The organism is Microcoleus vaginatus FACHB-2002, assembly GCF_040004035.1.
GTDB classification, from domain to species: domain Bacteria; phylum Cyanobacteriota; class Cyanobacteriia; order Cyanobacteriales; family Microcoleaceae; genus Microcoleus; species Microcoleus vaginatus_C.
In genome coordinates, this window is sequence record NZ_JAMPLN010000068.1 from 1 (window position 1) to 14,617 (window position 14,617).

The window sequence follows — 14,617 nt, forward strand, 5'->3', positions numbered from 1 at the left end:
CCATTTCATCTATTATCCCGGCTACTATTCCCAAGTGGTCTAAATTTACGATATTTATCCCCGATAATGGCTGGTTCATGATTTTTAGAGTTGCTTTACTGCAGAAATCTATTCTACACTAAAAACTCCCAAACGATTGCCGTGCAATCGTTTGGGAGTTTTGTGTTCCCGAATTTATCTTCCTTTCCTTCTGCTTGAATATCTGCGGAATGTGGGTTAAATGATATTGAGCATGATTTTAGTGCATTAAAGAGAGCTATAATGTATTCGCATTCTGCCACATCTCTTGATGAGATTATTCGCGCTTATTGTGCAAGTTAGTGTCTCATTTTTATTTGAAATAACTATAATTGCCCTAAAAACAATTGTAGGGCGAGCCAAGCCCACCCTACAAATCAGATTAAATCAGGTAACACATTAATAAGTTTCAACGTGCCAACGGTGCTCTTTCTTCAACTGTTTCTGATAGGCAGCCCACTCAACACCGTGCTTGCTAGACGCGGCCGACATTCCCTCATCAATTCCGCCTTCCATACCCTTCAAACCGCAGATATAAGTGTGAGTATTCGGTTTTTGAACCAATTCCCACAATTGGTCTGCGTTCTCTTGAATCCGGTTTTGAATGTACATCTTGCCGCCGTCAACATTCTTTTGCTCGCGGCTGATGGCATAAGTCAAGCGGAAATTATCGGGGAACTCGCGCTGCAATTGCTCCAACTCTTCCTTATAGAGAATGTTGGGAGTGTAAGCAACTCCAAAGAACAGCCAAGCTAAACCTCTGAACTTGTAATCTGGATTGTTTTCTTTAAACATCCGCCACAAATAAGCCCGGAAAGGAGCAATACCCGTACCGGTAGCCATCATAATAATGGTGGCTTCTTCGTCGTCGGGTAACAGCATTTCCTTGCCTACGGGGCCGGTGATTTTGACATCATCTCCAGGTTGCAAACCGGTGAGAAAAGTCGAACAAACACCAAAGACTTTTTCACCGGTTTCTGGGCTTTTGTACTCTAGGCGGCGGACGCACAGAGAGACTGTTTTGTCGTCTACATCGTCTCCGTGACGGGTGGAGGCGATCGAATACAGCCGAATTTTGTGAGGTTTGCCGTTTTTATCTGTGCCATCGGGAATAATCCCGATACTTTGACCTTCGAGATAGTGCAAATTGCCTCCAGAAATGTCAAATTTGACGTGACGGACTGTACCCTCGCCGCCTTCTCTGACCAATTCTTCTGTAGAAATGCACTTACCAATATAGGGATTGGCCGGCTTGTAGAGGTTAACAGGAACCTGAACTTTTTCCTTGGCTTGAGTCATGGGCTTAGTTTCTTCTCCAGATTTCTGACTCTGTAGCCCTGCTTCTGGTGCGACTTTGCCATTTGTTTCGGGAGCGCTGTTTGAAGGGCGGATGCTGACAATTCTTCCACCCATGCGAGCAATTCTACGCATTTCCTGATTCATGCGATCGTACGGCACGGAGATAAATACGCTGCCGCTACGGCGAATCGGGTTACTTATTTGGTCAGTTGCTTGGCTCTGACGCATACCCTCCACTTCGTAAACAAAGATGCGGCTGCCTGATTCTGAGTTGGCCGCCACACCAGATATGCTTGGGCTGTACATTGGTTGATTTTCCTTCACGATACAGAGTTATAAAGAAAGAGAATGTGACGTTAGACTCAATTTACTTTTTTCTTAAGGCCATCGGGACTAATTGGCCTCGCCAATTTTTGGGCCTCGCCACGCCGGCGGGAAGGTTGAAGTTGCGATCGCTCGCGTATCAAATCCCTACTAGCCGAACGCCGCGCTCACCGAGCCCTATTGCGTTCGGCTGTTGACCTATAGCTATTGTTGTCTGCGTACTGCCAATATTTTACCCGATCGGGGGATCTGCCCCGATATGTCCTTCTGATTTGGGGAGCGCCCCACCAGAGAAAGGAAGATTCGAGCAGTTTAATGAGGTTGAGCTTGTAGGGGGCGGACGCATTCTGGTAAGATTAACCGCTAAAGTTAGTATTAATTACTTGCCTTGAAGATTGCTTGGGTCTTTCCGGGCAGGCAGTCAACTCACTGCTGTATGCTGGTGAGAACTCGATCCTCTCGGGGTAGCAAAGCAGCACAAAGCCTGCTTGCCGCTACCTGCGGGCTGAAATTTTGTGGAATCTAGACTTGAGTTAGTTAGTAAACAGTGATTTTGTTAGAGGGAAACTATGACCAGTAAGCCGGATCGCGTGGTTTTAATTGGCGTTGCCGGAGATTCCGGATGCGGAAAATCTACTTTTTTACGCCGATTGACAGATTTGTTCGGGGAAGATTTCGTGACTGTAATCTGCCTTGACGACTATCACAGTCTCGATCGCAAGCAGCGCAAGGAAACAGGGATTACAGCCCTGGACCCCAGAGCGAACAATTTTGACCTGATGGCCGAGCAAATGAAGGCGCTCAAAGAAGGTCACGCGATCGACAAGCCGATCTACAACCACGAAACCGGTATGATCGACCCGCCCGAAAGGGTAGAGCCGAATCACGTGATTGTGATTGAGGGGCTGCATCCCCTGTACGACGAGCGAGTTCGATCGCTCCTCGACTTCAGCGTCTACCTCGACATCAGCGACGAGGTAAAAATTGCTTGGAAAATCCAGCGCGACATGGCGGAACGGGGCCACCGTTACGAAGACGTGCTGTTTGCGATCAATGCTCGCAAACCGGACTTTACCGCCTACATCGACCCGCAAAAGCAATATGCTGATGTGGTAATTCAAGTGTTGCCGACCAACTTGATTAAAGATGACAAAGAGCGGAAAGTTCTGCGTGTGCAGATGATCCAGCGCGAAGGCATCGCCAATTTTGAGCCTGCGTATTTGTTTGACGAAGGTTCAACAATTAACTGGGTTCCTTGCGGCCGCAAGCTGACTTGTTCCTATCCCGGAATTAAGATGTACTACGGGCCTGATGCTTTCTACGGTCACGAAGTCTCGATTTTGGAAGTAGATGGTCAATTCGAGAATCTCGAAGAAGTTATTTACATCGAAAGCCATTTGAGCAAGACTTCTGCGAAGTATGAAGGCGAGTTAACTCACCTGTTACTCCAGCACCGCGAATATCCTGGTTCTAACAATGGAACTGGTTTGTTCCAAGTGTTAGTCGGATTGAAGATGCGGGCGACTTACGAGAAGTTGACTGCAAAAGAAGCGAAAGTGGCTATGAGTGTTTAGAACGCAGACATGAAAGATTTGAGAGGCGCGATCGCGCCTCTTTTTTTGTGGAGAAATGAACCGCAGAGGGCGCAGAGGGCGCAGAGTAGAGTTAGGGGAGGGTGTTTGGAAGTAGAGATTTTAAGAAGGTTTTTCCGGCTTCATTGAGGTCGCTATCTAGGGAAAAAGTTAGACTGCGAACTCGGATATCGTCATTTTTTATATCTAGTGGCTGTTTGAGGTTTTGCGGGTAGACGAGAATTGCATTTTGGCACTTTAACGCATTTGCGTAAGCAACTATTTGATGAATGTCATTATTGGCTACTTTATCGGGAGCTTTGTATTTTGTATCGAGGACGTATTGGATTTTTTTTGTTTCACTATCGCTTAGGAGTAAGTCAATCCGATCGAAATAGTTTTGGTCATGTGTGACTCGGTGTTGTTGTTTGACAAAAAAGCCTTTTGGTGTATTTGCTTTGAGCCATTCAGCGACAAATTGTTCATATAAATTGGCCATGTCTATGAGAAAAGGGAGCATTTCGCGATCGCCTGTTTCGTGACTCGGCCCTGTGTTATCTAAAAAGAATCGACATAAGGCGTGTAAAAGTTGATAATCTTGATTCAAACGGTGATAATTTCTATCAATACAAGCTTTTGATTTAAAAGGTTTTAATGTAACAAATCCTTGGAGGGCGTGAAAGACTTTTCGCACTGTGGATGAAACAGATTCACCGCACAAACCGCTGCGGCCAATGATGAAAAGTGTCCAAGCGAGTATTTGATTGTCTTCGATGTCGCCTGTTTGTTCGTTATAGTGGCATTTTAGTTTAACATCCCAAGGTTTTTGCAGGGCTGACCGCAAATCGACGCGACCGCGAATGTAGGCGAGTCTTTCGGTTTTGGATAAGTAATCGCGATATAATCCTTTGCGACAGCGTTCTAGAATTTTATGGGCAAGAAGGTTAGCTAATTTTTCGTAAGTTTCTTCTAAAAATTGGCACTGAATCGCTCCTTGGGGAAATTTTATCTTAAGGTTGTAGGCATAGTCAAGCATTCCGAAGAGGTTGTTTATGGGAACCTTGGGGCGGATGGCGATGTGAAATTCTGGACTGATGGGAATGTTGCCCACTCTGCCTTTAGATTTTAAGTGCCATTGATATTTTGTTTTAGGGTTGGGAAATTCTATCTCAATTTCCTTGGCATAATTATGGTATATTTCCTGTCCGACTGATTGGGGGATTGAGTCTTGTTCAAAAGTTGCTAATTGATATTCTGTAAGTTCGATAATTCGGCGGGATTCTGGTTTCATAATTGTGGTGGATGCAGTAACGCCACTGCATCGGCGTTAATGACGGCGTTAGATTGTCAATAGCCCAATTTTGTCTTGATATTATCCCAGATAAACTCATCCATTTTTGCCTGATTATCAAAGAAGTATTCTTCGAGGTATGGCTCAATTTCCATTTGCCAAATATCTTGGATATCTTCAACTAAGTTTTTTGTCAAAAAGAAGGAGATGCCTAGTTCATAGTGTTTGTTGTTAATTGCGCGATTGACATTTTCTAGAATGCTAGTTAATTTATCAACTGGGAAACCTGTTTCCTCTCTGTGGTGATACTGTCGCAGCACTTCATAGTTTGGATAGACGGGAATGAATGCGAAACGGCGGCGGAGTGCATTATCAACTAAGGCAATAGAACGGTCTGCGGTGTTCATTGTGCCGATAATGCGGACATTTTTAGGTATTCTAAATTGTTCGCCACTGGCTAATTTAACGGTGCGATCGCGGTCATCAAGCAAATACATCAGCTCTCCAAATACCTGAGATAAATTTGCACGGTTAATTTCATCAATGATGATAACGCAAGTGCCTTGACGAGACTCAGCTTTTGTGCAAAATTCTAGGAATCTACCGGGAACTATGGGATAGGTTAATTGGTCATTTTGACTCTGCGGCCGGATGCCTTGGATGAAGTCTTCATAGGTATAAGCTGGATGAAATTGGATAATGTCTGAGAAACCGTCACCGCCACCGATTAAGTGTTTGGCTAGTTTTTCGGCTATAAAGGTTTTTCCCGTTCCGGGCGGGCCTTGTAGGATGGCTTGTTTCTTGCGGTGAATGGCGCGTATGTAGCGGTTTAGTTCTGTTTCGTCAAAGCCAGTTTCTGCGGCACATTGGTTCAAAAGATATTCCGGTTGCAACTCTACTTCTTCTACAGCGTATTCAAACACAATTGCCTCATCTACTGATGGCACTTCGTTACTAGGAAAGTCATATTTTTTTCTCTCTACAAGCCAGTGGCAGAACATATCAAATACATCGTCCTCTCGGATAGATGGAACGCCAGTCTGGTGCATTTCTTTAGTTAATTCTTTGATCAGCTTGTGTCCGGTTAAGTTAGCATAGGAGTAGTCTATTAGCTGTTTGCTGTACGAAGTATTGGCGAAATAGTTAATAACCTGTATTGACTTGTCATTAATCGCGAGAAACTCATCGGGACGGAGAGCATTGAGGATAGGCGTTAGCATTCCTATCTCGCCGAACAAGGAGACGCGCATTTCTTCTGAAAACTCTCTACAGGCCGAATATAGCTGACTCGGATCGTCGTTACAACAGCAGACTAAATAAAAAATTAATTCGGCCATTCTTACTGGCGCTATTAATGACAATTTTTTATACGAGTTTGAATTCCATAATAACCCTTTTATTATGCACGGATTAATATGAATCCAGGCTCCCCTTTGTCGATTAGTAGGAGAGTCTTCGTAAGGTAGAAGTTTCAACATTATAGATTCAGTCACATCTTCTCCAGACTCAGCAGCAGCAGCGATCGCTTCAAAATTTCGACGCCCCTGCTGACGCTGCTCCTGGTAAGCCGCTGTGTGACGCAACCCATCGGGAGTGTATGGATATGAATTGACAAATTCTTGAAATAATTTGACAAACTCAGCCTTTTTTTCCGCTTCCATACTCTTATCAAAAACTCTCGATTATTTAATATTTTTCAGCAACACTTCCTGTCTAACTTTCTCCTAATGAATTGACAATGTTAAACTGCTTAGCTGTCAGGTATCTAAAACTCTGTGGCGGTTTAAGGTTAGGTAACTTGTTTCTTAAACGATGTAACTCTACTGGCTGACTAAACCTATGAATATCTTTTAAAAAGATGCCTACACCTAGTTTTACACCTTGGTAATAATCATAAAAGTCTTCATGGCTAATTCCTGCTATTTTTTCAACTTCCTCCCAAAGCTCTGTGATGGGTTTTTCAACAATATTATCCACCTTGAAGGAACCAACTACAGCTTTTTCGGGAGATGAAACATAGACTACCACTCGATCTCCTTCATTCAAAAGTCGAGGTCGGACTCGGCGCAGTTCAACGGTTTTTGTACAATCGAATATTTTATTGGCGTACTCGGGACGAATAGATAATAATAAGATATTTGACATGGGTGATTATCCTCCTTCTAGGTCTCGGTTCCTTCTTTGTAGATTATTCCAAAATTATTTTTTGAAATCCTAAATACGCTTTGAACCGTTGTCTTATTACCCAGTATTCCCTGAATTCTCTTTAATGTCAATCGGTTAGGGAAAAGCTGAGTGTGGCTGAATCTGAGCGCCATGATATCTGCGTTTGGTTCGTCTTTGGCTATTGTCATTAAATCTTTTAATTCGTAGACTCCTAAGCTGCGAAATTGTCGATAGAGTTTTTCCGGTTTGTCTATGATAACTTCCTCTAGTCTAGAGCAAGCTTTAACCTCTTTTGTCCCCAGAGTAAATGATGAATTGGAGCTGACGTACCATAAAATTCTACCAATAACACCCGGTCTGAGGCCACCATTAGCCGACTTGCTTTTATAATATACAAGTTCCCGTTTTAAGGCTAGCTCAATTTTAGATCCAAAAAGGCACTGCTTAGCTAACTCTTCATCGAATAAGTCTTTTGCCCATCTGGGTTGAATGGGAATCATGAAAGTAGGCAGGTCAGCATCAATAATCTTAGCAGGCCAAAGGCAACGTTCAAGCTCTGCCATCGTTCCAATATCTTGAATTAATTCGGGAGTGTTAAGGGTCTCTGCAATTTTCATGCAAAAATTATATTCTTCCCCAATTTTTGCTAGGTTTGCCAGTTTTTGAGACATATCTGCTGCTGTTTCTGCTACAGGCGGATTGGCCTTTAAATACCCATTCTTAACTCGAACGAAAGCATCTTCTTGAATGGCTTGTATAACAATTTCATCGAGATGCTGGTCAATAATTCTCGTAAATTGCCTGTCTTCTTTTACTGAAACTGATATGGAGTGGAAAAGTAAGTACCGTGCAAGTGCCGCTGCTAGACCACCGCGTTTAACTCGGAGCATTGTAACTTCTAATTCGTGATATTTATGTTGGCAATAGGCAATTAAAGCCAGGGGTTGATTTTCAGAATCTAAAATGACATGACACTTAAATTTATCGGGATTCGCAATTATCTGGCGCATATTTCTCTGAAAATCGGCTATTTTCTCGGCTCTATCAACCGCATGAAAACAGTTGGTTAACAGTAACTTATCAAATTTGCTATCAATTAGTTGAATGGTGAGATTCTGTATGCCGACAAACCGGATCGGTTGATATTGAGTATCTCTGCGAACATCATCCAGTTTAACAATTAAATCTGTAGGAGTCATAATTGCTAAACTAAAGTTTTCATAGAGGGCATCTGCTAAAGCTAATATTTTGGGGTCGCGAGTTAAAAAAATTAAGTAATCAGCAGCAATAGCTTGTGCTAATTGACGAACTAATGCTTCGTTTATTTCATGAAGATTGATAGTGGGAATTAGACGATTGAGAGACTTAAATTTTGTTTCAAAAGCCTGCCTATCGCAGTGGATTTTAGTAAAAGTATCCCCTAAGAGGCGTTTACGCTTTCTGAGATGGACATCAGAAATCGCGTTTATTGCCTTAAAAATCTCATCGGTAATACACAATTCCAAATAATCTTGTAACCAGTCAGCAAGTAGAGAGTCGGATTCCGCGCTTGCAATATCTTCATTACCGTGTAATTCTAAGAAAATACTTGTATCAATAACAGCACAAATTTTAGACTCAAGTTGTTGTGCAGCAGCTTGAGAAAATATAGTTGGATGACCGTGATCCAACCACCAAACAGTAAGCAGTTTACCCTCCTTACTTCTTCCAGGTCGATCGTTGAGAGGAATAAAGCCCAGTGTTTCCCACATTCTGTCTATTCCATAATCGCGACGGCATTTGAGTTGAATTCCATAAAAATTCTGAGTTTTTTGGCTGAGGGAATTGACTAGCTGTTTAGTAACACCCCGACCGCGATATGCAGGATCGACGCAGAGATGAACGATAACAATAATGTTGCGGCGACGCACTGGTCGGTAAAGCAGATAGCCAATGCAATTTTTTTGAGGATTGAGTGCTATAAGTATCACCCGATCTCTAGCACTTTCGCGAAAAGCACCTTCTGTAAAAAAACCCAGAGTTTTTTTATTGGCATCACCTAGGGCTATAACTGTTTCTAAATGGGGGGATGTTTCGTCAATCTCTTCAATTGTCACCTGTGTTTCTTCTGTCACTTTTTTGTACCTCCTTAAGTTACCGCCATACCTCAGTTTGATCTAAATTTACTACTGAGTCAATGATTTGGGTGGCTATCTCGCCCTTACTTCCCTCTCAGTATCACATTACAAGCGGCTGGGAAAGTCGGGAGCCATAAAGTACGATCGCACCCACCATCATTACCCTCATCAATTGCCCTGCCAAACCAGTAACACTGGCAAAACCTCTAACAACAGTTGCCGGAAAATTTAAACTTGTGTCGAAATTATCTAAACGTGCTATATTCAATTCCGTCAACCCTGAACTGTGCTTTCAGGTAATGCAAATTTATAAACGAGTCAACTGAATGCTCTCTACTTTCAAGAAATTAGCTTCAATTGCAATCATCTTTGCCGCCCTAAAACTTTTACTTAATTATCCGGTTTTCAGAGAAATAGAAAATTATATCGCAAATAGAGACCCAGCAAGTGCTACCTTAGACGCTGGAAATCTGCCGCAAAAACCCAGCAGCCCGCCTCCGGTAGTTCCCAAAAAATCACCGGAGCAAAAGTTTGATGTAGTAGTATATGGTGATGAAGTACCGGGGATATGTGCGGCGATATGGGCTAAGAAAACTTTAGGCGCAAAGGGCAAAGTTGCGATCGTGCGATCGAACTACGGAAGAGATCCTTTGGGCGGCTTACTCACCCGCGGCGGTTTAGCTTACATCGATTTAGATAAAATCCCGGATTGGTACCGCCAACCCTACGCCCAATGTTTTAAGGAATTCTTAGATAAAGCGAATGCGCGGGAATCTTGCTTAGACCCAAAAAGGGCAGATCAAGCTCTCAGGCAAATGCTTTCAGCAGCAAAAGTCCGAGTTATTTCCAACTCAACTCTTACTCCCCACGTCGTAGATAAAAAAATCGAATATGCCGAAGTAAAAGGCAGCACCTTAAGAATTAAAGCCAACTCTTTTATTGACGTAACTCAAGACGCAGAATTAGCCCGCAAAGCCGGATTATCTTATTATACAGGATATGAATCTCAAAATATAAAATCAAAAAATGAAACTTTAGCAGTCTCTGTAGTTCCGACAATTACAGGTATAACGATGTCCGAATTCCGCCGAATAGAAGATGAAATTCTCTACAATCGGCCTTTGGTAAAAAAGATTAAAGAAAGCATTACAAAATCTAAAGATCCGGCTAGTACAAAATTCTGGATGAGAAATTTCTGGAGTACGATTTATCAGCCATATACAGACGGCTACGACATCAGAAGTGTAGCTATAGGAGCAGCGTATCACATAGATAGAAATCTGCCCTTTAGCCAAAATAAAGGATTCTTTTTCGATAAGGGCAATGTCTGCGTTTATAACAAAAATGTGCTGTCCTGGAACGGGTTTCTGTTTAAATACCAAGTTGACCAAATCATGAAGATGGAAGCTAACGGCAGAAAACCGACTCCTGAAATGATTAAAGAAATGTCACATCTCCAACACTGGCTACAAAAGAAGTCTGGTAAAGATGTGAGAGTATTTATTCCCGACGAGATTTATATCAGGCAAAGTTTGAACGTTCGCGATGTGGTAGATCCGCTGACGGGGCAGGAGATTATCAAAGGGGGAACAGCAGCGTCCAAGTCGATCGGCAGTTTTTCCTACGATTTCGATATGCGGGGCGGAGTCAAGAATTTATCTACGAGAATTCCGCCGCTACCAGTCTATAATTTCGGCATAGAAAGCGCTTTGGCTAGCAAAGTGAAGAATTTAGCCATTGTCGGGCGATCGTCCGGTTATGTCGGTATGGCGGTATCTGTCGGGCGAATTGCGACGGTGAATATTTATCAAGGACAAGGTGTGGGCGTGGCGGCTGGTTTGGCTAGCAAGTTCGGCGTGCCGCTGAATTCGATTACTTCGGCTGAAACGAAAAAAACTCTGGAGACTTTAACCGGGAAAACGACGTATTTGTCGGGGAGAGATACGAGTTATGGAGTGGATTATAAGGAGGTGAAATAATCGACATATAGCAGTCGCCCGTGTTGCTATACGATGTTAAATCCCGCCTACAAACTAGAAATTTTTGTTTGAGTTTGAGAACAAAAAACGCAATTCCTGGAGTTTGATAACTGTTATTCATTGCGATTCTTAATTATTGCAAGTTGTTTTACCAGTAGGACTAAAACCAAAAGAAAACCGGTTTCTCTGCAAAATCGTGGTTTTCTCCGAGAGAAGGCGGGTTTTGGATGAGGGATTTCTGTCAAATAAGATATTAAAAGAATTTAATCACTCAAGATGCCGAAACCTCTTCAATTCCTTCCCACATTTGAGCAACCGAAATGGTTTGCCCAGTCATGGCTTCGTGCCAAGCTTGCCGAAAATCTTGTAGAAGCGCTGCTTTAGATTGGCCCTCTCCGTCAATTTCTGAGGGTTCTGAAATACTAAAAGAATTAGCAGGAGGCATCTCTTGGATTTCTGCTGAGAAAACCTCTGGCAGATTATTTTGCGAAATGATTACCCCCTGACGTTGCTTTTGGCTTAGAAACTCTATAAAACTCGCAACTAATGCCAGATTTTCTGGAGAGAGTCGATCGAGCCATCGATCGATTTGATGTCGAAGTGCTGCTACATTCATAATGCCATCAAACCTTTTAATTTTACCTTCATTTTAACGTAAACCCGCCCCGCCTTGAATATCGCTCTTCCCTCTGCCTCTGACGCGGATGCGGTTCAAAACTCTTCTCCTCCCTTCTATGGCACAATCTAAATAAGATAAAACCCTCAAGCCACCATGACCGCAAACCTACCCCCGCAATACGACCCCCAAGCCACCGAAGCCAAGTGGCAAAAATACTGGGAAGACAACCAAACCTTCAAAGCTGACCCCGAAAAAGGCGGCGAACCTTACTGCGTAGTCATCCCGCCGCCCAACGTGACCGGCAGTCTCCACATGGGACACGCTTTTGAAGAGACGCTGATTGATGTCCTCGTCCGCTATCACCGCATGACTGGACGCAATACCCTGTGGTTGCCGGGAACGGATCATGCTAGCATCGCCGTTCAAACTATTCTCGAAAAGCAACTCAAAGCAGAAGGCAAAACTCGCCACGATTTAGGCAGAGAAAAATTCTTGGAACGGGCCTGGGAGTGGAAAGCTGAATCGGGCAATACTATTACTAATCAATTACGCAGTTTGGGCGTGTCTGTCGATTGGTCGCGTGAACGCTTTACGATGGATGAAGGCTTATCCGCTGCGGTTTTAGAAGCGTTTGTCCGCCTGTACGACGAGGGGCTGATTTATCGCGGCAATTACCTGGTAAATTGGTGTCCGGCGAGTCAGTCTGCTGTGTCGGATTTGGAGGTAGACCAGCAGGAAGTTGACGGCCATTTATGGCATTTCCGCTATCCTTTGACGGACGGTTCTGGTTATTTGGAGGTGGCGACGACTCGGCCGGAAACGATGCTGGGCGATACTGGGGTGGCGGTGAATCCACAGGACGATCGCTACAAACATCTTATCGGTAAAACTGTCACTTTGCCGATCGTGAATCGCGAAATCCCAATCATTGCTGATGAGTTTGTCGATCCGACTTTCGGAACAGGTTGTGTCAAGGTGACTCCCGCCCACGATCCGAATGACTTCGAGATGGGTAAACGTCACGATTTGCCGTTTATTAACATTATGAATAAAGACGGCACTTTAAATGAAAATGCCGGAGAGTTCCAGGGACAAGACCGATTTGTTGCCCGGAAAAATGTGGTGCAGCGGTTAGAAACTGACGGGGTTTTGGTTAAAATAGAAGATTATAAGCATACTGTTCCCTACAGCGAACGCGGCAAAGTTCCGGTCGAACCTTTGATATCTACGCAATGGTTTGTCAAGATAGATCCTCTTTCTCAACGCGCTTTAGAAGCATTAGATCAAAGTAACTCACCAGTCTTTGTTCCTGACAGATGGACAAAGGTTTATCGCGATTGGCTGGTGAAGCTGAAGGATTGGTGTATCTCCCGACAATTGTGGTGGGGACACCAAATCCCGGCGTGGTATGCTGTTAGCGAAACCCAGGGCGAAATCACTGATACAACGCCGTTTGTCGTGGCGAAAACTGAAGCTGAAGCTAAGGAAAAAGCTACGGCTAAATTTGGTAATGACGTAGAGTTAGCAAGAGATCCAGACGTATTGGATACTTGGTTTTCTTCCGGGTTGTGGCCTTTCTCAACTTTAGGATGGCCGGACGAAACTAAAGATTTGGAGTTTTACTATCCGACAACTACTTTGGTTACAGGTTTTGATATCATCTTTTTCTGGGTGGCTAGAATGACGATGATGGCAGGACATTTTACTGAAAAGATGCCTTTTGATACTGTTTACATTCACGGTTTGGTGTTGGATGAAAACGGTCAGAAAATGTCTAAGAGTAAAAACAACGGTATCGATCCGCTGCTGTTGATTGGTAAGTACGGTACTGATGCTTTGCGCTACACCTTGGTTAAGGAAGTGGTAGGGGCAGGTCAAAATATTCGCATGGAGTACGATCGCAAAACTGATGAATCGAAATCGGTGGAAGCTTCGCGGAATTTCACGAATAAGTTGTGGAATGCGGCCAGGTTTGTGATGATGAATTTGGAGGGACAGACGCCGCAGCAGTTGGGAATTCCTTACCCCCCCCAACCCCCCCTTACTAAGGGGGGGAGAGAAGAAGATTCCCTTGTTGAGGGGGGGAGAGAAGAAGATTCCCTTGTTGAGGGGGGGAGAGAGGAAGGGTTGGAATTGTGCGATCGCTGGATTCTTTCTCGCTACAATCAAGTTGTGCAACAAAGTCGCCATTGTTTGGAAAATTACGGTTTGGGAGAAGCTGCTAAGGGACTTTATGAGTTTATTTGGGGCGATTTCTGTGACTGGTATATTGAGTTAGTCAAGTCTCGCTTGCAACAGGATGCTGAACCAAATTCTAAGAAAGTGGCACAGCAAACTTTTGCTTTTGTCTTGGAAGGGATTCTGAAACTGCTGCATCCTTTTATGCCACACATTACTGAGGAAATTTGGCACACTCTGACTCAAACAGGTGATGATCAATGTTTGGCTTTGCAAGCTTATCCTGAAGCGGATTCCTCGCTAATTGATGCTGATTTGGAACAGCAGTTTGAGTTGTTGTTCGGTACTATTCGCACAGTTCGCAATTTGCGGGCCGATGCTGATATCAAACCCAGTGTGAAGGTGACGGCGATTTTGCAAAGCGAAAGCGAGAAAGAACGCCAAATAATCTCAGATGGAGGCGTTTACATTCAGGATTTGGCAAAAGTCGAAAATCTGACAGTTACGGCTAGTGTGGATGCAGATTTGGGACAGACAATTGCTGGGGTTGTCGGTACTGTGCAAGTATTGATTCCTCTGGCTGGGGTGGTGGATTTGGCGGCTTTGCGTGCTAAATTAGAGAAGAAGTTGAGCAAGGTGGAAGCTGAAATTAAGCATACTGCGGCGCGCTTGACTAATCAGAAGTTTGTGGATAAGGCTACTCCTGATGTGGTTCAGGGGGCGAGGGATGCTTTGGCGGAAGCCGAAAAACAAGCGGAGATTTTGCGCGATCGGCTAAAGTTGTTTTAAGAGTTGACTGTTGACTGTTGCCGGGGCGGGTTTACAAGATAGTTAGTTTCAGGCAATTATTGTTGGTAAAACCCGCCCCTTGTATCTTAAAAGAGTGAGGACGGTCGATCGCCACGTCATTGATTCGATCATACCGACAATCAGGCGATTGAGCCGACAATCAGTCGCTCGTACCGACAATCAGTCGCTCGTACCGACAATCAGTCGCTCGTACCGATCATCGGTCGCTCGTACCGATCATCGGTCGCTCGTAGCGACAAATGGGT

Annotated in this window: 11 protein-coding genes and 1 pseudogene; 5 read left to right on the plus strand and 7 right to left on the minus strand. The window is 43.9% G+C overall.

The genetic code is table 11. The features are described from left to right. Positions 1–216: 216 nt before the first annotated feature. Positions 217–321, plus strand: a pseudogene (locus NDI35_RS28905) (IS630 family transposase); the annotation flags it as partial. A 96-nt stretch (positions 322–417) separates the two neighbouring features. On the opposite strand, the gene cpcD/petH reads toward NDI35_RS28905, so the two are convergent. Then, positions 418–1,623 carry a bifunctional rod-capping linker CpcD/ferredoxin--NADP reductase PetH gene (gene cpcD/petH / locus NDI35_RS28910; protein ID WP_445315709.1) on the minus strand — a complete coding sequence of 402 codons (1,206 nt, stop codon included), beginning with the start codon at positions 1,621–1,623 and terminating at the stop codon, positions 418–420. 587 nt (positions 1,624–2,210) lie between these two features. Between cpcD/petH and NDI35_RS28915 the strand changes: the two genes are divergently transcribed. Further along, positions 2,211–3,215 (plus strand): phosphoribulokinase, encoded by a 1,005-nt coding sequence (locus NDI35_RS28915; RefSeq protein ID WP_333056675.1) that lies wholly within the window; start codon positions 2,211–2,213, stop codon positions 3,213–3,215. Positions 3,216–3,306: 91 nt separating this feature from the next. Here NDI35_RS28915 and NDI35_RS28920 read toward each other — a convergent pair whose 3' ends face one another. The 5 genes from NDI35_RS28920 to NDI35_RS28940 all read right to left on the minus strand — a co-directional run bounded on the left by NDI35_RS28920 (position 3,307) and on the right by NDI35_RS28940 (position 9,054). Continuing rightward, the gene (locus NDI35_RS28920; protein ID WP_445315710.1) at positions 3,307–4,503 is read right to left on the minus strand and encodes an McrC family protein; all 1,197 of its coding nucleotides are present in this window, start codon (positions 4,501–4,503) and stop codon (positions 3,307–3,309) included. Positions 4,504–4,559: 56 nt separating this feature from the next. After that, the gene (locus tag NDI35_RS28925; RefSeq protein WP_445315711.1) at positions 4,560–6,164 is read right to left on the minus strand and encodes an McrB family protein; all 1,605 of its coding nucleotides are present in this window, start codon (positions 6,162–6,164) and stop codon (positions 4,560–4,562) included. Positions 6,165–6,216: 52 nt separating this feature from the next. Further along, complete coding sequence (locus NDI35_RS28930) at positions 6,217–6,648, minus strand: ASCH domain-containing protein (protein WP_445315712.1); 432 nt, start codon at positions 6,646–6,648, stop codon at positions 6,217–6,219. A 17-nt stretch (positions 6,649–6,665) separates the two neighbouring features. After that, positions 6,666–8,783, minus strand: coding sequence for a GNAT family N-acetyltransferase (locus NDI35_RS28935; RefSeq protein ID WP_445315713.1), 2,118 nt, complete (start codon positions 8,781–8,783; stop codon positions 6,666–6,668). A 103-nt stretch (positions 8,784–8,886) separates the two neighbouring features. Then, entirely contained in the window at positions 8,887–9,054 is a 168-nt protein-coding gene (locus NDI35_RS28940; protein WP_445315714.1) for a hypothetical protein, read from the minus strand. Between the two features lie 58 nt (positions 9,055–9,112). On the opposite strand from NDI35_RS28940, the gene NDI35_RS28945 reads away from it, so the two are divergent. Further along, complete coding sequence (locus NDI35_RS28945; RefSeq protein ID WP_445315715.1) at positions 9,113–10,765, plus strand: FAD-dependent oxidoreductase; 1,653 nt, start codon at positions 9,113–9,115, stop codon at positions 10,763–10,765. A gap of 271 nt (positions 10,766–11,036) precedes the next feature. On the opposite strand, the gene NDI35_RS28950 is transcribed toward NDI35_RS28945, so the two are convergent. Further along, entirely contained in the window at positions 11,037–11,381 is a 345-nt protein-coding gene (locus NDI35_RS28950) for a hypothetical protein (protein ID WP_445315716.1), read from the minus strand. Between the two features lie 156 nt (positions 11,382–11,537). Here NDI35_RS28950 and NDI35_RS28955 point away from each other — a divergent pair, with 156 nt between their 5' ends. Next, positions 11,538–14,351 carry a valine--tRNA ligase gene (locus NDI35_RS28955; RefSeq protein ID WP_445315717.1) on the plus strand — a complete coding sequence of 938 codons (2,814 nt, stop codon included), beginning with the start codon at positions 11,538–11,540 and terminating at the stop codon, positions 14,349–14,351. A gap of 79 nt (positions 14,352–14,430) precedes the next feature. Beyond that, positions 14,431–14,617 (plus strand): hypothetical protein (locus NDI35_RS28960; protein ID WP_445311230.1); only part of this gene is annotated, 187 nt, incomplete at its 3' end.

Bases quoted from the DNA above. Each gene is read 5' to 3' on its own strand.
- cpcD/petH (WP_445315709.1), bottom strand. From the start codon at position 1,623: ATGTACAGCCCAAGCATATCTGGTGTGGCGGCCAACTCAGAATCAGGC.
- NDI35_RS28915 (WP_333056675.1), top strand. From the start codon at position 2,211: ATGACCAGTAAGCCGGATCGCGTGGTTTTAATTGGCGTTGCCGGAGAT.
- NDI35_RS28920 (WP_445315710.1), bottom strand. From the start codon at position 4,503: ATGAAACCAGAATCCCGCCGAATTATCGAACTTACAGAATATCAATTA.
- NDI35_RS28925 (WP_445315711.1), bottom strand. From the start codon at position 6,164: ATGGAAGCGGAAAAAAAGGCTGAGTTTGTCAAATTATTTCAAGAATTT.
- NDI35_RS28930 (WP_445315712.1), bottom strand. From the start codon at position 6,648: ATGTCAAATATCTTATTATTATCTATTCGTCCCGAGTACGCCAATAAA.
- NDI35_RS28945 (WP_445315715.1), top strand. From the start codon at position 9,113: ATGCTCTCTACTTTCAAGAAATTAGCTTCAATTGCAATCATCTTTGCC.
- NDI35_RS28950 (WP_445315716.1), bottom strand. From the start codon at position 11,381: ATGAATGTAGCAGCACTTCGACATCAAATCGATCGATGGCTCGATCGA.
- NDI35_RS28955 (WP_445315717.1), top strand. From the start codon at position 11,538: ATGACCGCAAACCTACCCCCGCAATACGACCCCCAAGCCACCGAAGCC.